The organism is Mycetocola tolaasinivorans (assembly GCF_003667565.1).
GTDB classification, from domain to species: Bacteria; Actinomycetota; Actinomycetes; order Actinomycetales; family Microbacteriaceae; genus Mycetocola; species Mycetocola tolaasinivorans.
Map to the genome: position 1 here is coordinate 1 of NZ_RCUX01000009.1, position 21402 is coordinate 21402.

The window sequence follows — 21402 nt, forward strand, 5'->3', positions numbered from 1 at the left end:
CACCCAGGATGTCGGTCAGTGCGGCGTAACGGGTCTGGCCGTCCACCTCATCCGACACGAGGCCCATGGCGATACCGGCGACGGGTGCGCGCAGCGGCACACCGGCGTTCAGCAGCGACAGGGTCGATGCACAGACCGAACCCATCGAGGTCGAACCGTTCGAGCCCAGAGCCTCGGACACCTGACGAATCGCGTAGGGGAACTCCTCGCGGCTCGGCAGAACCGGCACGAGGGCGCGCTCGGCCAGGAAGCCGTGCCCGATCTCGCGACGCTTCGGGCTACCCACGCGACCGGTCTCACCGGTGGAGTAGGGCGGGAAGTTGTAGTGGTGCAGGTAGCGCTTGCTCTTGGTGGGGCTCAGCGAGTCGATCTGCTGCTCCATCTTGAGCATGTTCAGCGTGGTGACACCCAGGATCTGGGTCTCGCCGCGCTGGAAGATGGCCGAACCGTGCACGCGCGGGATGACCTGAACCTCGGCGTCGAGCGCGCGGATGTCCGCTGCGCCACGGCCGTCGATACGGACACCGTCACGCAGGATGCGGCCACGGACGACGTCCTTGGTCACGGCCTTGTACGCGGCGGAGAACTGGTCCAGAACGATCTGCTCGGCCTCTTCGGCCTCAACCTTGGCGGCCACGGCTGCCTTGGTGCGGTCCTTGAGCTCGTCATCGGCGTTCTGACGCTCGGTCTTGTCGGCGATCTGGTAGACCGAGGTGAGCTCCTCGAGAGCCAGCTCGGAAACCAGGGCCTTACCGGCCTCGGTGTAGGGCAGGAAGACCGGGTAGTCGGCGATTTCCTTGGCGGCCTGAGCGGCCAGCGAGGCCTGAGCCTCAACGAGCTGCTTGATGAACGGCTTGGAGGCCTCAAGACCGGCGGCCACAACGGCCTCGTTCGGCTTGGTGGCACCGCCCTTGATCAGGTTCCAGCTGTTCTCGGTAGCCTCGGCCTCCACCATCATGATGGCGACGTCCTGCTTGCCGTTGGCATCGGTCACAACGCGACCGGCAACGGTCAGGTCGAAGACGGCGTCTTCCACCTGAGCGGCGGTCGGGAAGACGATCCACTGGTCGTCGCTGCTGTTGGCACCCGGGATCAGGGCCAGGCGCACACCGGCGATCGGGCCGGAGAAGGGCAGACCGGAGATCTGGGTCGAGGCCGAAGCGGCGTTGATGGCCAGGGCGTCGTAGAACTCACCCGGTGCGATCGACAGCACGGTGATCACGATCTGGACCTCATTGCGCAGGCCGGTCACGAAGGACGGGCGCAGCGGACGGTCGATCAGACGGCAGACCAGGATGGCCTCGGTCGAGGGGCGACCCTCGCGGCGGAAGAACGATCCGGGGATCTTGCCGGCTGCGTAGCTGCGCTCTTCAACGTCAACGGTCAGCGGGAAGAAGTCGAAGTTGTCCTTCGGGTGCTTGCTGGCGCTGGTAGCGGACAGCAGCATGGTTTCTTCATCGAGGTAGGCGGCAACGGCACCCTGTGCCTGCTGTGCCAGACGTCCGGTTTCGAACCGGACGGTGCGCTTACCGAACTTACCGTTGTCAAGAACGGCCTCGGCAAACTTGATTTCGGGACCCTCCATAGGTCACATCTCCATTCGCGTCTGAGCGCGCACACAAAAGCGCGCTCGTTGGCCCACGCGAGAAAGAGCGACCGTACTTGCTCAAACCACGACCATGCGGTCTGGCTGATCTCCAGTAGAAAGTCACCCTGCGAACCGAATTGTTCGAGAGGAACCTACCACCGAGGACCAGCTTCCTGCCGGCCTTCCCCACGCGGAGTTGGTGGCTTCCCGAAGCGGGGAGCCACCTCAACACTATCAGAGGGGGTCACGCCGAGGGAGGGCGTGGCGGCAACGGGCACCCCACATTCGGGTGAACGCCGCGTGTGAACGGAATCCCTATGCGCGGTGGGCTGCGCAGTCGAGTGCGGCGTCCATTGAGCGTACCCGTTCGATCAGGGCGGGGTCCTCCGCCTCGGCGGCCAGGGCGGCGGCGGTGTCAATAGCGTGGCGTACTCCGCGGCCGGCCGAGCGGGCCTCGCAGGCGCAGGCAATATCGATCAGGGCCTCGACCATGGCCGGGGTATTCGCCTCGGCCTCCGCGCGCTCATACGCGGCGGTGAGCTCTTCCATACTTTCGGGACGCGTGCGACGCTTCCACAGACCCATGAGGGTTCCCTATCTTCCGACAAAACAGCAACGGTACAGACTAACCCCTTTTGCCCGAAATAGCCCATCCTGGCGCGGGGTTAAAAACCCTCGTTCGTCGCAGCTCGGGCACGGCGACGCGGGCGCGGTACCGTAACCAGCAGCACTCCCGCGGCAATGATGGCACCGATCACGGTATCGAGAACGCGCTCATACGCCACCGCCTCGGCATTGACGTGGGAGTTTCCCGCAATCAGGAGTGCAAGCGGGGTGATCAGGGTGAGGGCCAGACCATAGTGGCGCGAGATCACCAGCTGGGTCACGCCCTGGAATACACCGAGGATGATCGCCAACACGAATCCGTGGGGCTGCATGAGCGCGAGCAGGAGGAATACGCCCGCTCCCAGTAGGGTACCGAGCACGCGATGGATGCCGCGCTCCAGCGTGAGCCGGCGGCTGTGCCCCACGCTCAGAATGGCCATCGCCGTGCACACGATCCAGTAGCCGCGGTGGCTGTCGATCCCGATGCCCACCAGGGTGCCGAGGATCACGGCCACCACCATGCGCACGGTGGCGAGGTAGCTGTTGTCATCGAACCCGAACCGGCCGAAAATCCGGGCAACCGGGGTGCGGGCGGGCTGCGCGCGGCGAATCCTGGGCACGATGAGCGGGGCGATCACCACCAGGTAGGCGAGAATCGCGCCGGATGAGACCAGGCCGATCACCTCCCAGCCGGGTATCCCCGCGCCACCGCTGGCGTGCGGGGCCGCAAGCTGAACCCCGATACCGGTGACCAGGGTAAACATGAACGCACCGGGCGCACCCACGTTGTACCCGGCGGACAGGATGGACGCCACGATTCCCGAGAACATCACCACGAGCAGTGCGGTGGCGTGCGAGCCGGAGCCCAGCACCCCGAGCCCCGCGGAGAGTATGAGGGCGATCACCACAAAGGGCAGGGCACGCACGCGGTCGAGCCGCGAGATTCCGCCGCCGTACATCGCCGCAAACGCACCGGTACCGGCGAGCAAACCCAGCTGGGGTGCGCCGAGGGCGGTGCCGATCGTGATCGGCAGAAACATGGCAATGCCGGCCTGGATGGCTACCGGCCAGCGCGGCCCTCCCGGTGCGAACCGCACCAGGCTGGAGGCGATTCCCCGCTCGGCCATGCTGATTCTCCCCCTGGTGTGCGGCGGGGTGACACACCCGCCATAGGTGTAAGCGTACCGTCCGGTACCGCTACGGCGTGTTCGGCGCGGCGGGGATGACCGCGAGGTCCAGATCGATCGTGAGCCCGGTACCAATGGTGCTCTGCAGAATCTGCGCGGGCACGCTGACGTACTCCCCGCGGGCGGCGAGGGGTTCGAGGGTCGCGAGCAGTTCACGATCCTGCTCGGGGGCGATAAAGCCAACCAGGTAGAGCTTGCCGCCGCCCTCCATCTGCACGCCAACGCGCAGTGCACGCGATGCGCCGCTGGTGATGCCGGGGACGAGGATCGCGTCCGGGAAGTCTCCACGCCAGGCACGAACCGTGGTCAGCGGGCTGCGGAAGAACCGGCTCTCGGGCACCGGGGTGCGGGAGGTCAGCACGGTCACCTCGCCGGCGGTATCCGCGGTGCGACCCAGCCGGTGCAGGGTCACGTCGGCGAGTGAGGTGAGGGAAGTGCGGGCGGCTTTCGGGCCGCTCCCCCAGCGCCAGAGCCACACCAGCAGGTACAGGCCGATGGCCACAAGGACGGCGACGGCCACGATGTGGGCGACGCCATCAATTAGCGGCAGCAGGATGGAACCGGCCACGAAGTACACCAGCAGCACCAGCACGGGAAAACCCACCCACTGGGTGAGGGCGCGGCGGGGGCGGGGTGTAGACGGAGTGGACATGTCGGGTTCATCCTCAAAACGTTGCGGGGAAAGACGAGGGGCCGCCGACCTTTCTAAACGAAAGATCGACGGCCCAACGAGAGCGTTAGAAAACGCGAAGAATTGCGGCGCGAACTAGCGGCGCAGGCCGAGACGCTCGATGAGCGAACGGTAGCGGTTGATGTCCACGTCCTGCAGGTAACCCAGCAGACGACGGCGCTTACCCACCATGAGCAGCAGACCACGACGCGAGTGGTGGTCGTGCTTGTGCTCCTTGAGGTGCTCGGTCAGGTCCTTGATCCGGGCGCTCAGCAGAGCAACCTGGACCTCAGGGGATCCGGTGTCACCGGGCTGAGTTGCATATTCTTCGATGATCGCCTTCTTGGCTTCGTCAGTAATGGCCATAGTGGTGATCCCCTTTCTGTTCGCTGCGCGGTGCCGCACGCGGGATGCGTGGGCTCTCTTAGTCCGCGGCCGATCTAACGGCAACCTCTCAACTATAACAGCTTGTCGCAGCCCCGCCGAACCGGCGTGGCGGGTACGGCGGCTGCAATACTGGGGGCATGACGACGCCCACATCCGGAGCCCTGACCCTCGAGCGCGGCCTCGGCCTGCTGCGCCTGGTGGCGCACGGCACGGTGCGCCTGGACGACCTCGCCGCCGCCAGTGGGCTGAGCCGTTCGGCCACCCACCGCATGCTGACCTCCCTCGTCACGACCCGCTTCCTGAAGCTGAGCACGGACGGCCGGTATCAGCTGGGCGTGGCCCTGCTCGAGCTGGGCAGCCTGGCCGAGCGAGAGATGGATCTGCCGAGTCGCGTGCAGCAGCTCCTCGCGGGAATCGCCGCGGAACTCGGCGACGCCACCCACCTCGGTATTTTGGATGGCACCGACATTCTGTACCTCGCGAAGGCCCGCGGCCGCCGCGGCATCGACATGGCCTCGCGGCCCGGTGCACGCTTTCGGGCGCAGCACACGGCGATGGGCAAGGCCCTACTCGCCCACGCCGAGCCCGCGGTGGCCGCCGCATACTTTGACCCGGCCGAGGTGCGCACCGAACGTTCGGTACGCGACCTCGACGCGTTTACCGCGGTCTTGGAGCGTGCGGTCGCCGTGGGCTTCGCGCTGGACGATCAGGAGAATGAGCTGGGCATCACCTGCGTCGCGGTGGCGATCGCCGATGTCACCGGCGAGTATCGCGCCGCGGTGTCGGTGTCGGCACCGAGCGTGCACATGACCCCGGCGCGAATCACCGAGGTGGCCGCGGTTCTCACCGCCGCCGCCCCGGAAATCGGTGCCCACCTCACCCCGGACTTCGCCGAGCACTGGCTGTAGTAGCTCCGCGGTGCCAGGGGGCTAGCGCTGCACCGGTTCCGTGGAGTCGAGCAGGCCGAGTTCACGTCGGGTCGGCATGCCCTCCCAGTCGCCCGCGACGAGGCACGCGAACGCGCCGGTGCGCACGGCGGTGTGCAGCCGGGTTTCGGCGTCCTCCCCCGCGAGATACTCGGCGAGGTAACCGGCCACGAAGGCATCTCCGGCACCGACGGTATCGACCGGGCGAATCGGCACCGCTTCCACATCGTGGGTCACACCCTCGATGAGCGCGTGGGCACCGTGTGCCCCGCGCTTGATGATGACCTGCGCGGGCCCGAGGGCGGCGAGCCCGCGGGCGAGACCATCGCAGGCACCGGAGCCCACGACGAGAGCGGCCTCGTCATCGCCGGCAAAAACGATGTCGGCGCGCGTGACCAGCTCACGCAGCACCCTTCCCGCTTCCTCTGCCGACCACAGCGCGGCACGATAGTTGAGGTCCAGAGACACCGGCACCCCGTGTTCGCGGGCGCTGTCCACCGCGGCAAACACGGTCTCCCGGGCGCTCGTCGAGAGTGCGGGGGTGATCCCGGTGACGTGCAGCAGCCGGGCCGAGCTGATGCGCTCGGCCGAGACGTCCGCGGGGGTGAGCCTGGAGGCGGCGCTTCCCGCGCGGTAGTAGGTGACGCGGGTGTGGTCGCCGGTGCGACGTTCCTTGATCATCAGGCCGGTCGGGGCGGCGGGATCGATCAGTGGAACCACGCGCACGCCCTCGGCGGCGACCTCGCGGAGTACCTTTTCGCCGAGGCCGTCGTCTCCCACCCGGCCGATCCAGGTGACGTCGGTGCCGAGGCGACGCAGGGCGATGGCCACGTTGGTTTCGGCACCGCCGATGCCGAGCCCCAGCTGATGCGCGGTGGCGAGGGGGCCGGGTGAGTCGGTGCGCATCAGCGCCATGGTCTCGCCAAAGGTGAGAACGTCGGTCGGGGTGACAGCGGTGTCGACGCGACTCATCGGGCACTCCGCGCATCGGCGACATTGGCCACCAGGCGGCGCGCGCGCTCGGTGAGCGCGGCGAGGCTTCCACCCGAGAAGGCGTCGCCGAGCAGCGGTCCGCCGAGGCTCACGGCCGAGGCCCCGGCGCGAATCCAGGCGGCCGCATCGTCCACACCGATGCCGCCGGAGGGCACCACGCGGATGCCGGGGAACGGCCCACGCAGCTGGCCGATGTAGCCGGGGCCCACCGTGCTCGCGGGGAACAGCTTGACCGCGGTGGCACCGGCGTTCCAGGCGGAGAACAGCTCGGTGGGAGTCAGGCCGCCGGGGTAGATCGGGATGCCGCGTGAGACCGCCGCGGCGATGATGTCGAGATCGGTGATCGGGGTGACGAGGTATCCGGCCCCGCCGTCGAGTGCGCGCTCGGCCTGCGCACGCGAGGTGATGGTACCGACGCCGATTTCAGCGCGATCACCAAACTCTCGCACCAGGTCGGGCAGCAGGTCAAACACACCCTCGGTGCTGAGGGTCAGCTCGATCGAGCGCACACCCCCGGCCACCAGGGCCTCAATGACCGGCGCGTATTCGCGCGCGTGACCGGCACGCAGCACGGCCACGATGGGGGTCTCCTCAAGGATTGAGGAGAGGGATGAGCGGGTGGGGATCGTGGTCATGCGGGTGCCCTTTCGGCGACGGTACCGATTATCGGGACGACATCCCGACATTGTGGGATGACGATAGCAGGCGGCCGCACACATGCACAACGCCGTGATTACGCCCAGCCTGCTTCACTGAGCGCGACAACAAAGCGATCAACGGAACTGCCCGGATTATCCTCGGGGAACACGGTCCCGTTGCTTTGATGCCGACGCCTCAGCGTGTGAGCACGCTTCACCGCGTCGTCACGGGATCGCATGTATGTGTCCGGGTTGAGCCCCTTGCCTCCTGCCCCGTCCAGTTGCCGACGAATCCGAACAGCCTCGCGAGTGGAAAGGTGGGCGCCGTGGTCTCGGTGATGCAGGATAAGCCATAGCTCAAAACACGGGTTGCTCACCGCAACACGAATATCATTCGCTTCAGCGAGCGCGATGGCACGCCTCAGATGCGGATGCCGGAGCGGGGATTCGACGTCGAAAACGCACCAGAACTGATCCACTCCCCCTCGTATCCTGTGCCGGTCGCGGCGCGCGGCCTCCACCAGAGCGAGAGGCACTGCACCAGATTCGCCAATCATCACGCGCACGGACGTGGAGGAGGCGAGGTGAGCGGCCTGTCGCAGGGCGTCGATATAGGCGACCTCGGTGACCCTGCCCTCCACATACACGCGGAAAGTGGCACGAACGGGACGCCTGTCCACCCCTCGGCGCAAGGCGTCGTCTGCATCGCGCGGGGCCCGGCGCGGGCTCATCCGATGAGCCGGGCGGCGCGCAGCGATACCACGCCGGATAGCTCGGGAATCGCACCGAATCTGCCGCTGAGATATCCGCTTTCAAAGTCTGCCGGTGGGCGCGCGTGGGGGCCAGAAAACTCGGCCAGCGACATCAGCCGGGTAGCCCCGTCGCCCGGCTTTTCGGCAAACCAAATCTGGTCACGATCGAGTGAGTTGAGAAGATGCGAGCTCTGTGCGCTGAAGAGTAGTTGGGCACCCTTGGGGTTTGCGCGAGTCAATGAGAACAGGTCCACCAGATACTCGCTCAGCATCGGGTGTAGGTGGGCGTCGAGTTCATCAACGACCAGCAACGATCCGGTGTCCAGGGCCCACAGGGCCGGGCCGATAATCTCGAACCAGGCACGGGTGCCGGCTGACTCATCAGTGAGGCGGCGCGCGAATGAGCGCCCACCCTGCTCTCGCACCAGGTGGGGCACCACGGAGCCGCCAGCAGGATCGATGGTGACCGCCCGGACCTCGGGTTCCGCGAGCGTGAGGAGCGCAAGAACCCGATCACGCAATCGGCGCGCAGCGAGATTTGTTGATCTCGCAGCCACACTCGAGATACTCATCGTTGAGCGATCCCCCTCGGCACCCGCGCCTCGGTTTCGATGTTCGGGAACCCCGATGATGACGCTCGCGCCCAGCGCGCGAAGGAACCGTGCGGCATGGGTGCCCTCCGTTTGCCCCAGAATAGCGAGCATCGAGAGCGTGGCGGGGGTCGCGTCCACGAGCGTGGGAAGGTTCTCCCCGCTCACGCGGAACGAGGTTGCACCTCGCTCTCGCTCGCACAGCGTAAGTCGTTGCCCGTGGGCATAGCGAAACAGACCCTCATAGGTCACCCCGCCAGGGCTCACATCCAGCTGATATTCGTAGCGAACCTCGTCGATCTCCATTTCGAGGTCGAACGAGGTGTTCCCCGCGGGCGCTTCCGATCCGGCGAATCGGTCGAGGGGCACCACCCCACTCGCCGCACGCGGTTGTGCTTCAAGGAAGCGACGAAGCCAGGCAAACGCCGTGAGGAGGTTTGTTTTCCCTGCCCCGTTGGGGCCAAATATGCCGGCGACCGGAACCAGGCTCACACCGAGCACCGGGCGAGGGAACGCCGGGCGCACCGCCGCCGACCGATCGCCCCCTTCGGCAACGAGTGAAAGCTCTACCGGCGCTCGTATCGATCTGAAGTTCTCCACCGCCAAACGGATAAGCACGGCCTCCCCCAATCATGACCACGATCGGGCGGCCCGGTGCCGCCCCGTTTCGAGACTACGAGGCGGCACCGGCAAAAACGAGGTACCGGACATGGCGGCCAGATATGCACAACGCCGGGGTATCCGATCTGGATACCCCGGCGTTGGATGACCGTGAGACTGCGTTTCTAGTGCGGCAGCAGATCTCCCAGCGGCACGAAGCCACCGTCAAACGCGCGTGAGGACGCCCCGCCCAGCGGCGCGGCCGCCGGAGCGGCGGATGCGGTGGGTGCCGCCTCCGGCCGCGGGGCGCGCGTGCGCGGTGCGGTGCCGGTCAGACGTCCGGCAAGTTCACCCGCAGCGCGCGCGATGCGACCCGGCAGCCCCTCGGCGTCCGTGCCCTGCCCGCCCCAGTCGGCGGTGGCCGCAAAGACCCCGGTGGGTACGACGTCCGCGTGGAGGTAGGAGAACAGCGGACGCATCGCATAGTCGATCGCGAGCGAGTGTCTGGGGGTTCCCGCGGTGGCGCCCAGAATGACCGGGACACCGGTCAGGGCATCGCGATCAATGAGGTCCACAAACATCTTGAACAGTCCCGAGTAGCTGGTGCTGAAGATCGGCGTCACCGCGATCACGGCGTCGGCCTCCTCCACCACACGCAGCGCGTGGACCAGGGGCTCGGCGTGCGTGCCCGTCAGCAGACCGTTGAGGATGTCCGGAGCAATGTGGCGCAACTCGATCACCTCGATGGCCGCGTGCTCTCCCCCGCGCGCCAGCTCGGCCGCGCTCGCCCGGGCGAGGGCATCGGCCAGCTGACGGGTGGAGGAGGGCTCGCTGAGGCCCGCGCTAATAACGGCGATCCGGCGGGCGCTCATCGCCCGGCCTCGACATCCAGGGAGTCGAGGGTCGCGGCGCCCGGTGCGATGCCGGTGACGCCGAAGCCGGTGTCGTAGGTCGGATCGTTCTGCGGGGCGATCGCCTGCGAGACAGCACCGGTGCGGGCGAGCATGCTCGCGTGGGTCGGGGCATCGGGCACTCCGGGGGCGCGCTTGGCGGCGAACTCACGGCGCAGCACCGGCACAACCTCCTCGCCGAGCAGGTCGAGCTGTTCGAGCACGGTCTTCAGCGGCAGGCCCGCGTGGTCCATGAGGAAGAGCTGGCGCTGGTAGTCGCCGTACAGCTCCTGCTGCGCGGCGTAGCGGTCGATAACCTCCTGCGGGGACCCCACGGTCAGCGGGGTCTGCGCGGTGAACTCCTCCATCGAGGGGCCGTGGCCGTAGACCGGGGCGTTGTTGAAGTACGGACGGAACTCGTCCTTCGCCGCCTGCGAGTTCTTGCGCATGAACACCTGGCCACCCACACCCACGATGGCGTGCGCCGCGGGTCCGTGACCGTAGTGCTCGTAGCGCTCGCGGTAGAGGTTGATCATCTGCGCGGTGTGCTCCTGCGGCCAGAAGATGTTGTTGTGGAAGAAGCCGTCACCGTAGTAGGCGGCCTGCTCGGCAATCTGGGGGCTGCGGATCGAGCCGTGCCAAACGAACGGCGCAATGCCATCCAGCGGACGCGGGGTGGACTGGAATCCCTGCAGCGGGGTGCGGAACTTGCCCTCCCAGTCCACGAAGTCCTCGCGCCACAGGCGGTGCAGCAGCGCGTAGTTCTCGATGGCGAGGGAGATACCGTCGCGGATGTCTTTGCCAAACCAGGGGTAGACCGGACCGGTGTTTCCGCGACCCATCATGAGGTCCACGCGGCCGCCACTAATGTGCTGCAGCATCGCGAAATCCTCGGCGATCTTCACCGGGTCGTTGGTGGTGATCAGCGTGGTGGAGGTGCTCAGCAGGATGCGGTTGGTCTGCGCGGCGAGGAACCCGAGCATCGTGGTGGGGCTCGAGGGCACAAACGGCGGGTTGTGGTGCTCACCGGTCGCGAACACGTCGAGGCCCACCTCCTCGGCCTTGCTGGCGATCGCCAGGATGGCCTGAATGCGCTCGTGCTCGGTGGGGGTCTTACCGGTCGTGGGGTCGGTGGTTACGTCACCGACGCTGAAGATTCCAAACTGCATGGTCTATCCCTCTGCTCTCAATCACCCTAAGTATATCCATTTGAATAGATATCTGGGTCAACGGTGCCCCCACAGATTTTATTCCAGATTCAGGAGAAGGTGTCAGGATGGAGGGTATGAGCACCCCCGAGGAGCAGAAGCGGCTGCGCGATATCGTCACGATGCGCCGGGTCCGTGATCGCATTGATCGCGAGCACGCCCAGCCACTCAACGTTGAGGAGCTGGCGCGGGGCGAGCACATGTCCGCCGGGCACCTGAGCCGTGAGTTTCGACGTGTGTACGGGGAGTCGCCGTACTCGTACCTGATGACCCGACGCATCGAACGCGCGATGACGCTGCTGCGTCGCGGCGATCTCAGCGTCACCGAGGTGTGCTTCGCCGTGGGATTCACCTCGCTCGGCACCTTCAGCACCCGCTTCACCGAGCTGGTCGGGGTGGCCCCGAGTGCATATCGGCGCGATCAATCTCAGGCAGCCGCGGGAATCCCGCACTGCCTTGCGAAACAGATCACCAGACCGGTCAGGAATCAAGAAGCGCACGGCACCAGCGCGTAACTAGCATGGCGTTATGATCCTCACCATTCAGAACGCATTCCTGCCCCACACCGACGGCGAAGCCGCCCTCGGCTTCTACCGCGACCTCCTCGGCTTCGAGGTGCGTCAGGAAGTCGGATACAACGATCTGCGCTGGATCACCGTTGGCCCCGAGGGCCAGCCCGGCACCTCGATCGTGCTGCATCCCCCGGTTGCCGACCCCGGCGTCACCGAGGAGGAGCGCCGCGTGGTGCTCGAGCTCATCGCCAAGGGTGTCTACACCGCGATCACCCTCTCCAGCGATGACCTCGACGGCCTGTTTGAGCGCCTGGCCGCCGCCGGTGCCGACGTCATTCAGGAGCCCACCGATCAGCCCTACGGTCTGCGTGATGCCGCGTTCCGTGACCCGGCCGGCAACATCATTCGCATCAACCAGGCATAGCTGTCACAAGCAAAGCGACAGCCCGCCCCGAAGCATCGGGACGGGCTGCCGTGCTGTGCGGAACTACGCGGCGGGTGCGGCCGCGTCCTCCCGGGCGTCATCGAAGTCGTCGATCGACTGACCGCGACGATCATGCAGCTGGAACGCCGCGACGGCCGCGATCACAAACGCGGTGGCCAGCACGATAAACACCGTGGGCAGACCCGCGGTCTTCGCCAGGGTCGGGACGATCAGCGGCGCGATGATCGAGGCGATCCGGCCGAATCCGGCCGCCCAGCCGGCACCGGTGCCGCGCAGCGCGGTCGGGTACAGCTCGGGGGTGATCGCGTAGAGCGCACCCCAGGCGCCAAGGTTGAAGAACGACAGCAGCATGCCGGCACCGATGATCTGCCACTCGACCGTGGCCAGACCAAACAGCGTGGCTGCGATGGCCGAGCCGATCAGGAACACCGCGAGGGTGCGGTTACGACCCCACTTCTCCACCAGGTAGGCGGAGGCCGCGTAGCCGGGGAGCTGGGCGAGGGTGATGATCAGCGTGTAGGTGAACGACTGAATGAGCGAGAAACCGGAGTTCACCAGCAGGGTCGGGATCCAGACGAACGCGCCGTAGTAGGAGAAGTTCACGCAGAACCACACGGTCCAGAGCGCAATGGTTTGGCCGCGGCGTACCGGAGCAAAGAGCGCGGCGAGTCGGGCACGCGCGGGAACGGCGGGTTCAACAACCGCGGCCTCCTCCGCCACATCCTCGGTGGCGGGCAGCTCGGTGAGTTCGGGGGCGTCGATTCCGGCCGAACGTTCGAAGCGACGCACGGTGTTCTCCGCCTGCAGGTTCTTCCCGCGGGACTGCAGGAACCGCACCGATTCGGGCATCCCGAAGCGGATCACCGCCGCGTAGATCGCGGGCACGGCACCGATGAGCAGCGCCCAGCGCCAACCGTCATCCCCGGCCTTCACCACGAAGTAGCCGATGACCGCGGCGGCGATCCAACCCACGGCCCAGAATGCCTCCAGCAGCACGATGATGCGGCCGCGGATGCGCGGCGGCGCAAACTCGCTCACCAGGGTCGAGGCGACGGGCAGCTCGGCACCGAGACCGAGGCCCACGATGAATCGCAGCGCGATGAGCGCACCGACCGACCACACCAGCGCCGAGGCACCGGTCGCGATACCAAAGATGAGCAGCGTGATGGCGAACACCTGGCGGCGACCGAAGCGGTCGGCCAGCAGACCGCCAACGCTCGCGCCCAGCGCCATGCCGAGGAACCCGATCGAGGCGATGATGCCCTGCTCACCCGACTGCAGGTTCCACTGCTGCGAGAGCGCCACGATCACAAACGAGAACAGACCCACGTCCATCGCGTCCAGCGCCCAGCCCACCCCCGAACCAAACAGGAGCTTGCGGTGTTCACGGGTGAAGGGGAGCGCGTCGAGGCGGTCTAATCGAGTCATGGAAGCCATTTTGCTCGCCTTTTTCCGCGGCTTTTCGCGGTTTTTCGGGCGCTTCGGGGCTCGAAATTGAGTTAGTGTCACCGGGACCCCAAGGCGCGCACCCGCCGCTTATCCCGCGAAATGTGGGCAATCTCGGAAACCGAGCGGCGACTTAGTGTCACGCCCCACCCAGTTAAAGTCATCTAAACAATAACTCGCGCGGGTACGCGTATCGGCGTGTCGCGGGGCGGTAGCACCCGCAAGATCTCGCGCTCCAGCCGCCAAACGCCCGATAAACCGCCAGCCCTGGCGTCAGTTTGCGCCATTCTCTTGAGCTCCCAGCAAAGAATCCGATCAAGCAACCTACGGTGAGGGCACGGCTAGAACAAAAAGGATCATTCTGACCGGTTCGGCATAACAAACAACAACTATTGAAAGGACTACAAAATGAATAAACAGCGTCGTTACTCATTCCTCGGTGTCGGCATTCTGGTTGCGGGCCTCGTGATCCCTGGATCTGCAGCTCACGCATCCACGGAAACTGGAGGATGGGCTGAAAACGAGTCTGCGCAACATTCCTCTTCCGAATCATTTTCCGCAAGTACCCTCTCCCGTTCCGGCCCTCACCACGCCGGCAGATCCGAGAAACGGCAGGTTCGGGGAACCGATCAGAAACGGGCGCACGGATGGACGACCTGGGTCGGCGCACGTCACTACACGGTTGCACAACTAGAAGGAATCTGGCCAAGGAGAGTCGTCCTCACGTCGACCGGACGCCAATGGGGGATCAATGGTACGACCGCAACCTCACAGTGGCGCTCGTATAACCCCAACGCCGCATACAGCGGCTGGGGCTCAGCCCGAACCTATTACGGTCGCTAGCCTCGTTGAGGAGCCGGAAAATCATGGATAGGCATTCCGGCTCCTCGCTTCCCTCAATCGGAGGAAACGGTGTCACCTCGAAACCTGGTGTTTTTTGCTGCGCTCAGCGCGCTGTTTACGCTGCTCGCACTCACGCTGGTCACGTACAACGACCGCCAGGCGGGGCTTCACCGCGAGGGAAACCGGCTCTACAGCTCGGACGCGATCCGGGTGGAGCTGCCGCTCTCCGAGGCCCTCGCGGTGTTCGACACCGGTGCGCAGAATGCCCGCGCCTTCACCAACGTCTCGGAGGACGGCTCGGTTCGAGCGTTCACCGCCCAGCCGCGCGCGAGCCTCGGGTTCCCCATTCACTCCGGGCGAGGTTTCGTCGCGGGCGAGGTGGGCACCGCGCTCGTCGGGGCGGATGTCGTCACTCTGACCCGGGATTCCCTCGAGATCGTGCGCATCGATGACCGCGAGTACCGGGTGGTCGGTGTTCTCGGTCGCAGCCCACAGAGCCTGCTCTCCGGAGACGTCCTCCTCTACGACCCCGACTACTTTGTCACCGCACCAGATCAGGCGGTGGTCCTGGATGCCCCGGGCGGCCTGGCCCGCGCCGCCGCGGCGTTTGAAGACGAGTGGGCACCGGCATCCCTCACCGCGACCAGCGGCCGCACCAACATCGACTTCGTCTCCCCGGCACTCCTCGCCCTCGGCGGCACGCTGGTTGTGGTGGGCTGGGCCTTCACCGGCCAGTTTGTGGGGGCCAGCGTGCGCCCCCGGGCGCGCATCCTGCACGTCCTCGGGGCACCGCGCCACCGCCGCCTCCTGACCAGGTTTGGCCCGATCGTTCTCGTGTCGGCGGCCACCGCCCTGCTGGCGGGCGTTGCCCTTCTCCTACTTGGAGTCGATCAGGCACCACTGCTCACCGCGGCCATTCTTCTCGTCCAGGCCGTCACGGTGGCGAGCTTTAGCGCACTCACGCCACGCGCCACTCGGGGAGGCGACGATGCGTGAAATCCTGTATGACATCCGACGAAATGGCGCGCTCATCCTCCTGCGCATCCTGATCGTGGCACTCGCGCTGGTCAGCACCGTCACCACGGTGAGTTTCACGGAGTCCACGACCGGCACCCTCGACTCTCAATTCTCCGCGCGCGCAGAAAACAACCTCGCGCAGCTGATTGATACCTACTACGACGATCCCGACGCGTTCCTCGCCATCCGGAACAACCCCGAGGCCATGGCGCAGGTCTCGGGTTTTTATGACGCGCTCACGCGCTCCACCGCCCTCACACCGCTCTCGATGTTTGACCAGGCGGTGCCAGTCCAGGAGTTTCGCGGTGACGATCGATTCGATCACACTTTTGGCACCGATCTCGACGTCGTTGGCCGCTACGCCGATGCGGTCACTGGAACCACGCTCATGAACGTCAAGTCGATGCAGATGAGTCGGCAGGCCTTCGAGTTTTACGGACTGACGGCGAGCGCGGGCGAAGCCATCAGCTGGGCCGAGGTGGACTACGCCAGCGGGATGGTGCCCGTACTCCTCGGCAGCGACTATCAGGGGGTCTACGCGGTGGGCGACACCCTGCGGGGCGACCTCTACGGAAACGTATTGGATCTCACGGTCTCCGGTTTTCTCCCGCCCGAATCCGCGGTCTACTACCGGGGCGAAATCAACACCTTTCTTCGGGACCGCATCGTCATGCCCTACCCCGAAACGCTGGTGCAGCCCGGCGAAGACACCGCCGCAGTGGAGCTCACTCCCAAGTACCAATCGTTCCTCGGCATCCTCACCTTCGCGATGATCAACACCGACCTCGCATTTCCGTTGGAGACCACCACGGATGAACTCCTCGCGGAACTCACCCGGATCGGGCAGCAAACGGGCTTCACCCAGCACGCCCTCATCGGAGTCCCCCTGTATCTGACGCAGTTCGCACTGGTGCGGCAAATCGTGGTGGACAACCTCGCGTTGGTGAGTGCGGTGCAGGTGCTGATGCTCATTGCCGCACTCGTTGCCGCCGTTTTTATCTCGTACCACGTGCACCGTCGGCGTCTTCCGCGGGTGCGCATCCTCGAGGTCCTCGGAGCCCCCACTCGCGCCCTGATTCGCGAACGCCAGTGCGCGTCGGCGGCGGAGTACACCCTCACCCTGGCGCTGTTCGGGCTGGGTGTCTCGCTCTCCCCCGCGCTGGGAATCCGGGCCGCGCTCATCGGTATCGGCGCGCTCATAGTCTGGTTCCTCCTCGACATCGGCGTGCAGCGCTGGTTCCTCCTGCGCGCGCTTGACCTCGGCCCCCGCTCCGCCACGGACACCCCACAGAGAGGCTCGGCATGATCACCCTTGAGCACATCGGCAAGACCATCACCGAACCCAACGGCACGGCGCGCGTTCTCTTTGAGGATCTCAGCTTTGCCCTGGTCGAACCGGGCTCATCGGTTGCCGTCCTCGGCCGCAGCGGCTCCGGGAAAACCACGCTGCTGCGGATCCTGGCCGGCCTCGACACCCGCTTTGAGGGAACCCACCGGTATCACGGGGCGGCCCTCTCGCGGCGATATGAAGACATGGCACGGCACCGTCGCGACCACATCGGTTTTATCACCCAGCACTACGATCTCCTCGGTGACCGCAGTGTGCTCTCCAACGTGCTGATGGGGGCGCGGGGTCGCAGATCCGCGGAGCGAAGGCGGGCCAGCGAGTATCTCGAGCTGGTGGGGCTCACCGGCTTCGAGCGTAAGCGTCCGAGCGTGCTTTCGGGTGGGGAGGCGCAGCGCGTCGCCATCGCCCGTGCGCTCGTCTCCGAACCGGCGGTCATCCTCGCCGATGAGCCCACCGGGGCACTCGATGAGGACACCGAGGAGGCCGTGCTGACACTCTTTCGAACCCTCCAGGATCGCGGCTGCCAGCTCGTGATCGTGACCCACAGCGAGCGAGTGGCGCGGCACTGCGATGCTCAGCTGCTGCTCACCGACCGAGCGCTCACGCCACTGCCCACGCCCCGCTAGAAACGCACAAAACGCGGGGCCGCACACCACGTGCGCAGCCCCGCGTTGCCAAAAACGTGCCCTACTTCTCCATCAGGCGGTCGGCCAGCAGCTCCAGCGTGCGGATGCGCCCTACTTCTCCATCAGGCGGTCGGCCAGCAGCTCCAGCGTGCGGATGCGCCCTACTTCTCCATCAGGCGGTCGGCCAGCAGCTCCAGCGTGCGGATGCGTGCGGGGGCGGTGTCGGGGTCGGTCGCGAAGTCTTCGGCGGTGGCCGGGGCGATCATGACCTCGTCCACGCCGAAGCGGTCGGCGAGGGCCTGGATGCGGGCGGCCACGGTGTCGCCGTCGCCGATGATCCAGTTCTGCCGCATGCCCTCCACAACGCTCTGCTCGATGGCGTCGAGCGGGGTGGCCACGGCCTCCTCCCGGGTGAGGCCCTTGGTCATCGGCTTATTCGTGCGCATGCGCGCCATCATGATCATCTGCGACAGCGCACGCTCCTCGGCCTCCTGCGCGGTGTCGGCGGCCACGGCGGTGACCGTCATGAACGTGCGCGGGGTCTCCTCGGCACCGGGACGGAACTCGCTGCGGTAAATCTGCATGGCCTCATCGGGCACCGTTCCGCCGAAGTGGTTGGCAAAGACGTAGGGCAGGCCCTGCGCGGCGGCGAGGCGGGCGGAGTAGTCGGAGGAGCCGAGCAGCCAGAGGTCCGGGCTGGTCGCCGCATCCGGGGTGGCGCGCAGCCCATACTCGCGGCCGCTGCTCAGCGATACCTCGATACCGTCCCGCTCCAGCAGCCCCTGGATCTCCTGGATCGAGCGCGGGAAGGAGTTCACATCACTCGTGGCTCCCGAACGATTGAGCACGGCGGTCACGACCGGGTCGCTTCCGGGAGCGCGACCAATACCGAGGTCGATGCGGTTGGGGTACGCGGCCTCAAGGAGCGCAAACTGCTCGGCCACCACCAGCGGCGCGTGGTTCGGCAGCATGACGCCACCCGATCCCACCCGGATGCGCTCGGTCTGTGCGGCGATCAGGCCGATCAGCACCGGCGGGTTCGTGGATGCCACCGAGGGCATGTTGTGGTGCTCGGCAACCCAGTAGCGGGTAAAGCCCGCACTATCGGCCCAGCGTGCCACCGAACCGCTGGCTCGCAGCGCCTGCGCCGTGGTCTGCCCCGTGCGTACCGCCACCAGATCCAGAATTGAAAGTTTCACTGCCGTCCCTTCGTATGCGCGCGACCCTCGCGAACCACACCCTCGGTATAAGGCGGCCTCCGCGCCGGGTATTCCCTCCGCGCCAAACCTGAGGGGCGCGACGGAACACCCGGCGAGCGCGGGCGCTACCCGCGCTCGGGGCGAACGGGAAGCCCCGAACGCACCGACGCGCGGGCAGCATCCGTCAGGCGCACGGCACGCACCGCGTCCCGCGCGGAGCCCGGGAGCGTGAGCACAGGCCCTCTACCGACCCCACCATCCGCTATCCCCCGTTCGCCCGCAGCAGCGGCGTCCTGCTCACGCCGCCGAAGGAGGGCCCGCGCCACGCGCACAAACGGATCGATACGATCGTCCATCCGCTCGGTGAGCGCGCGTGGTGCCTCGGCCCCGGTTTCCCACAGCAACGGAACCCCGCCCTGGCGGAACGTGATGATGCCGCGCTCCCCCACCAGATCAAAGCCAGATTCATACCCCGGAGTGGGGAAGTCCCAGGACGCCTCGATGCTCGCCGTCGCCCCGCCCACGTGCCGGGTGAGGGCGCTCGCCGTGCCGCCACCGGGGAGCCCCGGTGCCTCCACCGCACACACCGATTCGGTCTCTCCCGCAAACCACTCGGCAAGATCGAGATCGTGAATCATCAGATCGGCAATCACCCCACCCGAGCGCCGCACATCGGCAAACCAGGGGCGCGCCCGCGCCGGCGACGCCGACAGCCGACTGAGCCGTAGCGCCCGCAGCTCACCGATGTCTCCGCGAAGCAGCGCCTCGCGAGCAACCCGGGCGGGCGTACCAAACCGCAGAATATGCCCCACCACCAACGCGGTGCTACTCGTGGCGAATGCTCGCTCGATGCGCGCCGCCGTCTGGCCATCCGGTGCCAGCGGTTTCTCGCACAGCGTCGACACTCCAGCGGCGGCCGCGCGCAGGGCCAGGCGTGGATGGGTATCGGTCGGGCTACAGATATCCAGGATGTCGAGGCCGGCAAAAAACGCCTCCTCGTCCGTGAACACCGTGGCCCGCGCCGAGTACCCGAAGCCCTCGGGCAGTCGGCGATCGGTGCGCACCAGCACGCGCACCTCCCGCGCACCGCAGCGTGCCCAGGCCTCCGCGTGAGTCGCCGCCATCACACCGGCCCCGACGATCCCGATCCGCAGAGCCTGCGCGCCCGGCCCCGCCTCAATCATCCGCGGTTGTCGTAGACGCTGGCCTCCCAGGGAGCAAGGGTCCGCTCCCCGGACAGCACCGCCGCCGTGCCATCCACGTTAGTCAGGAGGAGCCGAGCCCCCGCAAACGCCTCGAGGCCGTGCTCGGGCAACGTCACCGGCTCATCCCCAAAGTTCGCGAGAATCACGATGCCGCGCTCCCCCACCGTGCGGGTGAAGGCGTAGATCGCGGGATGCTCGGGCCACACCAGCTCAAACACGCCCTCCACCAGAATCGGATCGCTCTTACGCAGCGCAACGAGCGTGCGGTAGTGCGCAAACACCGATTCGGGGTCACCCACCTGGTCGGCGGCGTTAATCTCCCGACTGTTGGGGTTGATGCCGATCCACGGCTCACCGGTGGTGAACCCCGCGCCATCGGTGCCGTCCCACTGCATCGGTGTACGCCCGTTATCGCGTGAACGCTTGCGCACGCCGGCGAGGACCGTGGCCGGGTCGGTGCCGCGTACCTCGGTCTGCTCGCGGTAGTAGTTCAGCGACTGAATGTCCCGGAACTCCTCGATGGTCGGATAGCCGACATTCGTCATGCCGAGCTCCTCGCCCTGATAGATATACGGTGTTCCGCGGTGTCCGTGAAGCACCGTCGCGAGCATCTTCGCCGATCGCACGCGATACTCGCCATCATTTCCCCAGCGTGAGACGATCCGTGGCTGATCGTGATTGTTCCAGTAGAGGCTGTTCCATCCGGTGGTGGCCAGGCCGCGCTGCCAACCGCCCAGGATTTCCTTGAGCCCGGCAAGATCCAGCGGCAGCGGATCAAACTTGTCCACCCCGGAATCCAGATCCATGTGGTCGAACTGGAACACCATGTCGAGCTCGCGTCGCTCGGGATCGGTGAGTTCCAGAGCGTCATTCACCGTCACCCGCGGGGTTTCTCCCACGGTCAGCAGACGCTCGGGACGCTCGGCAAACACCTCCCGGTACATCTCCTGCAGGTACTCGTGCAGGCGCGGCCCGTTCATGTAGTGCTCGCGTGCCTGGCCATAGATCGCACCGGCCGGCACCTCGGCCTCGGGTAGATCGGTGTTTTTCGAAATGAAATTGATAACGTCCATCCGGAAGCCATCCACACCGAGATCAAGCCACCAGTTCATCATCTCGTAGACGGCCGCGCGCACCTCGGGGTTCTCCCAGTTGAGGTCGGGCTGACGACGAGAAAAAATGTGCAGGAAGTACTCCCCCGACACCGCGTCATACTCCCAGGCTGAACCGGAGAACCGGGATCCCCAGTTGGTCGGAGCCGCCGCATCGGTGCCCGGCTCCGCCCCGGGCTTCGCGGCCCGCCACCAGTACCAGTCACGCTTGGGGCTCTGCGGATCGCGGGACTCACGGAACCAGGGGTGCTCATCCGAGGTGTGGTTGACCACGAGGTCCATGATGAGTTTCATCCCGCGAGCATGGGTCTGCTCGAGAAGCTCGGTGAAATCGGACATGGTGCCAAACATGGGCTCAATGTCGCGATAGTTACTAATGTCATATCCGTTGTCATCCTGCGGGGACGGGTAGATCGGCGAGAGCCAGAGGACCTCGACGCCAAGCTCGGCGAGATAGTCCAGACGGTTGATGATGCCGCGCAGGTCACCGATGCCATCGCCGTTGGAATCGGCGAACGAGCGCGGATAGATCTGATAGACGGTCGAATCCTTCCACCAGGCCTGAGTGGCGGCAGGGGCGAGAACGGAGGCGGTTTCGGGGGTCATCTCGGAGA

At 66.2% G+C, this 21402-nt stretch carries 21 protein-coding genes; 6 read left to right on the forward strand and 15 right to left on the reverse strand.

Going from position 1 to position 21402, the window contains the following annotated elements; genetic code table 11:
* The 5 genes from D9V32_RS11695 to rpsO form a co-directional block, all read right to left on the reverse strand.
* Positions 1–1585, reverse strand: a 1585-nt coding sequence (locus D9V32_RS11695) for a polyribonucleotide nucleotidyltransferase (RefSeq protein WP_121649095.1), incomplete at its 3' end; no start/stop codon positions are given.
* 318 nt (positions 1586–1903) lie between these two features.
* Positions 1904–2173, reverse strand: coding sequence for a hypothetical protein (locus D9V32_RS11700; RefSeq protein WP_147440466.1), 270 nt, complete (start codon positions 2171–2173; stop codon positions 1904–1906).
* Between the two features lie 80 nt (positions 2174–2253).
* Positions 2254–3321, reverse strand: coding sequence for an FUSC family protein (locus D9V32_RS11705; protein ID WP_121649097.1), 1068 nt, complete (start codon positions 3319–3321; stop codon positions 2254–2256).
* Between the two features lie 70 nt (positions 3322–3391).
* Entirely contained in the window at positions 3392–4033 is a 642-nt protein-coding gene (locus D9V32_RS11710) for a hypothetical protein (protein WP_121649098.1), read from the reverse strand.
* A gap of 114 nt (positions 4034–4147) precedes the next feature.
* Positions 4148–4417 (reverse strand): 30S ribosomal protein S15, encoded by a 270-nt coding sequence (gene rpsO / locus D9V32_RS11715; protein WP_121649099.1) that lies wholly within the window; start codon positions 4415–4417, stop codon positions 4148–4150.
* A gap of 158 nt (positions 4418–4575) precedes the next feature.
* Between rpsO and D9V32_RS11720 the strand changes: the two genes are divergently transcribed.
* Positions 4576–5346: an IclR family transcriptional regulator gene (locus D9V32_RS11720; protein WP_121649100.1), complete on the forward strand. Its 771-nt coding sequence runs from the start codon at positions 4576–4578 to the stop codon at positions 5344–5346.
* 21 nt (positions 5347–5367) lie between these two features.
* Here D9V32_RS11720 and D9V32_RS11725 read toward each other — a convergent pair whose 3' ends face one another.
* From D9V32_RS11725 to D9V32_RS11750, 6 genes are all read right to left on the reverse strand, one after another.
* Positions 5368–6336, reverse strand: coding sequence for a sugar kinase (locus D9V32_RS11725; RefSeq protein ID WP_121649101.1), 969 nt, complete (start codon positions 6334–6336; stop codon positions 5368–5370).
* Complete coding sequence (locus D9V32_RS11730) at positions 6333–6992, reverse strand: bifunctional 4-hydroxy-2-oxoglutarate aldolase/2-dehydro-3-deoxy-phosphogluconate aldolase (RefSeq protein WP_121649102.1); 660 nt, start codon at positions 6990–6992, stop codon at positions 6333–6335. The genes D9V32_RS11725 and D9V32_RS11730 overlap by 4 nt, the downstream gene beginning before the upstream one ends.
* 98 nt (positions 6993–7090) lie before the next feature.
* Positions 7091–7642 (reverse strand): RloB family protein, encoded by a 552-nt coding sequence (locus D9V32_RS11735; RefSeq protein ID WP_183086298.1) that lies wholly within the window; start codon positions 7640–7642, stop codon positions 7091–7093.
* 80 nt (positions 7643–7722) lie between these two features.
* Positions 7723–8829, reverse strand: coding sequence for an AAA family ATPase (locus D9V32_RS11740; protein WP_183086299.1), 1107 nt, complete (start codon positions 8827–8829; stop codon positions 7723–7725).
* Between the two features lie 293 nt (positions 8830–9122).
* Positions 9123–9809, reverse strand: coding sequence for a CE1759 family FMN reductase (locus D9V32_RS11745; RefSeq protein ID WP_121649105.1), 687 nt, complete (start codon positions 9807–9809; stop codon positions 9123–9125).
* Entirely contained in the window at positions 9806–10996 is a 1191-nt protein-coding gene (locus D9V32_RS11750) for an LLM class flavin-dependent oxidoreductase (RefSeq protein ID WP_121649106.1), read from the reverse strand. Before D9V32_RS11750 ends, D9V32_RS11745 begins: the two co-directional genes overlap by 4 nt.
* A gap of 107 nt (positions 10997–11103) precedes the next feature.
* Between D9V32_RS11750 and D9V32_RS11755 the strand changes: the two genes are divergently transcribed.
* Both D9V32_RS11755 and D9V32_RS11760 read left to right on the forward strand, forming a co-directional pair.
* Positions 11104–11550 (forward strand): helix-turn-helix transcriptional regulator, encoded by a 447-nt coding sequence (locus D9V32_RS11755; protein WP_425462009.1) that lies wholly within the window; start codon positions 11104–11106, stop codon positions 11548–11550.
* A gap of 13 nt (positions 11551–11563) precedes the next feature.
* Positions 11564–11971 (forward strand): VOC family protein, encoded by a 408-nt coding sequence (locus D9V32_RS11760; protein WP_121649107.1) that lies wholly within the window; start codon positions 11564–11566, stop codon positions 11969–11971.
* 63 nt (positions 11972–12034) lie between these two features.
* Here the strand turns inward: D9V32_RS11760 and D9V32_RS11765 are convergent, their stop codons facing one another.
* Complete coding sequence (locus D9V32_RS11765) at positions 12035–13420, reverse strand: MFS transporter (RefSeq protein WP_245982294.1); 1386 nt, start codon at positions 13418–13420, stop codon at positions 12035–12037.
* 930 nt (positions 13421–14350) lie between these two features.
* Here D9V32_RS11765 and D9V32_RS11770 point away from each other — a divergent pair.
* The 3 genes from D9V32_RS11770 to D9V32_RS11780 are packed head-to-tail and all read left to right on the forward strand — an operon-like array spanning position 14351 to position 17272.
* The gene (locus D9V32_RS11770; protein WP_121649109.1) at positions 14351–15277 is read left to right on the forward strand and encodes an ABC transporter permease; all 927 of its coding nucleotides are present in this window, start codon (positions 14351–14353) and stop codon (positions 15275–15277) included.
* Positions 15270–16604 (forward strand): ABC transporter permease, encoded by a 1335-nt coding sequence (locus D9V32_RS11775; RefSeq protein WP_121649110.1) that lies wholly within the window; start codon positions 15270–15272, stop codon positions 16602–16604. Before D9V32_RS11770 ends, D9V32_RS11775 begins: the two co-directional genes overlap by 8 nt.
* Positions 16601–17272 carry an ABC transporter ATP-binding protein gene (locus D9V32_RS11780; protein ID WP_121649111.1) on the forward strand — a complete coding sequence of 224 codons (672 nt, stop codon included), beginning with the start codon at positions 16601–16603 and terminating at the stop codon, positions 17270–17272. Before D9V32_RS11775 ends, D9V32_RS11780 begins: the two co-directional genes overlap by 4 nt.
* Positions 17273–17433: 161 nt before the next feature.
* Here the strand turns inward: D9V32_RS11780 and D9V32_RS11785 are convergent, their stop codons facing one another.
* From D9V32_RS11785 to D9V32_RS11795, 3 genes are all read right to left on the reverse strand, one after another.
* Positions 17434–18471 carry an LLM class flavin-dependent oxidoreductase gene (locus D9V32_RS11785; protein ID WP_121649112.1) on the reverse strand — a complete coding sequence of 346 codons (1038 nt, stop codon included), beginning with the start codon at positions 18469–18471 and terminating at the stop codon, positions 17434–17436.
* 125 nt (positions 18472–18596) lie between these two features.
* The gene (locus D9V32_RS11790; RefSeq protein ID WP_121649113.1) at positions 18597–19655 is read right to left on the reverse strand and encodes a Gfo/Idh/MocA family protein; all 1059 of its coding nucleotides are present in this window, start codon (positions 19653–19655) and stop codon (positions 18597–18599) included.
* Positions 19652–21394 carry an alpha-glucosidase gene (locus D9V32_RS11795; RefSeq protein WP_121649114.1) on the reverse strand — a complete coding sequence of 581 codons (1743 nt, stop codon included), beginning with the start codon at positions 21392–21394 and terminating at the stop codon, positions 19652–19654. The genes D9V32_RS11790 and D9V32_RS11795 overlap by 4 nt, the downstream gene beginning before the upstream one ends.
* Positions 21395–21402 lie beyond the last annotated feature (8 nt).

Coding starts and splice junctions, on each gene's coding strand:
- D9V32_RS11700 (WP_147440466.1), bottom strand. CDS start 2,173: ATGGGTCTGTGGAAGCGTCGCACGCGTCCCGAAAGTATGGAAGAGCTC.
- D9V32_RS11705 (WP_121649097.1), bottom strand. CDS start 3,321: ATGGCCGAGCGGGGAATCGCCTCCAGCCTGGTGCGGTTCGCACCGGGA.
- D9V32_RS11710 (WP_121649098.1), bottom strand. CDS start 4,033: ATGTCCACTCCGTCTACACCCCGCCCCCGCCGCGCCCTCACCCAGTGG.
- rpsO (WP_121649099.1), bottom strand. CDS start 4,417: ATGGCCATTACTGACGAAGCCAAGAAGGCGATCATCGAAGAATATGCA.
- D9V32_RS11720 (WP_121649100.1), top strand. CDS start 4,576: ATGACGACGCCCACATCCGGAGCCCTGACCCTCGAGCGCGGCCTCGGC.
- D9V32_RS11725 (WP_121649101.1), bottom strand. CDS start 6,336: ATGAGTCGCGTCGACACCGCTGTCACCCCGACCGACGTTCTCACCTTT.
- D9V32_RS11730 (WP_121649102.1), bottom strand. CDS start 6,992: ATGACCACGATCCCCACCCGCTCATCCCTCTCCTCAATCCTTGAGGAG.
- D9V32_RS11745 (WP_121649105.1), bottom strand. CDS start 9,809: ATGAGCGCCCGCCGGATCGCCGTTATTAGCGCGGGCCTCAGCGAGCCC.
- D9V32_RS11750 (WP_121649106.1), bottom strand. CDS start 10,996: ATGCAGTTTGGAATCTTCAGCGTCGGTGACGTAACCACCGACCCCACG.
- D9V32_RS11755 (WP_425462009.1), top strand. CDS start 11,104: ATGGAGGGTATGAGCACCCCCGAGGAGCAGAAGCGGCTGCGCGATATC.
- D9V32_RS11760 (WP_121649107.1), top strand. CDS start 11,564: ATGATCCTCACCATTCAGAACGCATTCCTGCCCCACACCGACGGCGAA.
- D9V32_RS11765 (WP_245982294.1), bottom strand. CDS start 13,420: ATGACTCGATTAGACCGCCTCGACGCGCTCCCCTTCACCCGTGAACAC.
- D9V32_RS11775 (WP_121649110.1), top strand. CDS start 15,270: ATGCGTGAAATCCTGTATGACATCCGACGAAATGGCGCGCTCATCCTC.
- D9V32_RS11780 (WP_121649111.1), top strand. CDS start 16,601: ATGATCACCCTTGAGCACATCGGCAAGACCATCACCGAACCCAACGGC.
- D9V32_RS11790 (WP_121649113.1), bottom strand. CDS start 19,655: ATGATTGAGGCGGGGCCGGGCGCGCAGGCTCTGCGGATCGGGATCGTC.
- D9V32_RS11795 (WP_121649114.1), bottom strand. CDS start 21,394: ATGACCCCCGAAACCGCCTCCGTTCTCGCCCCTGCCGCCACTCAGGCC.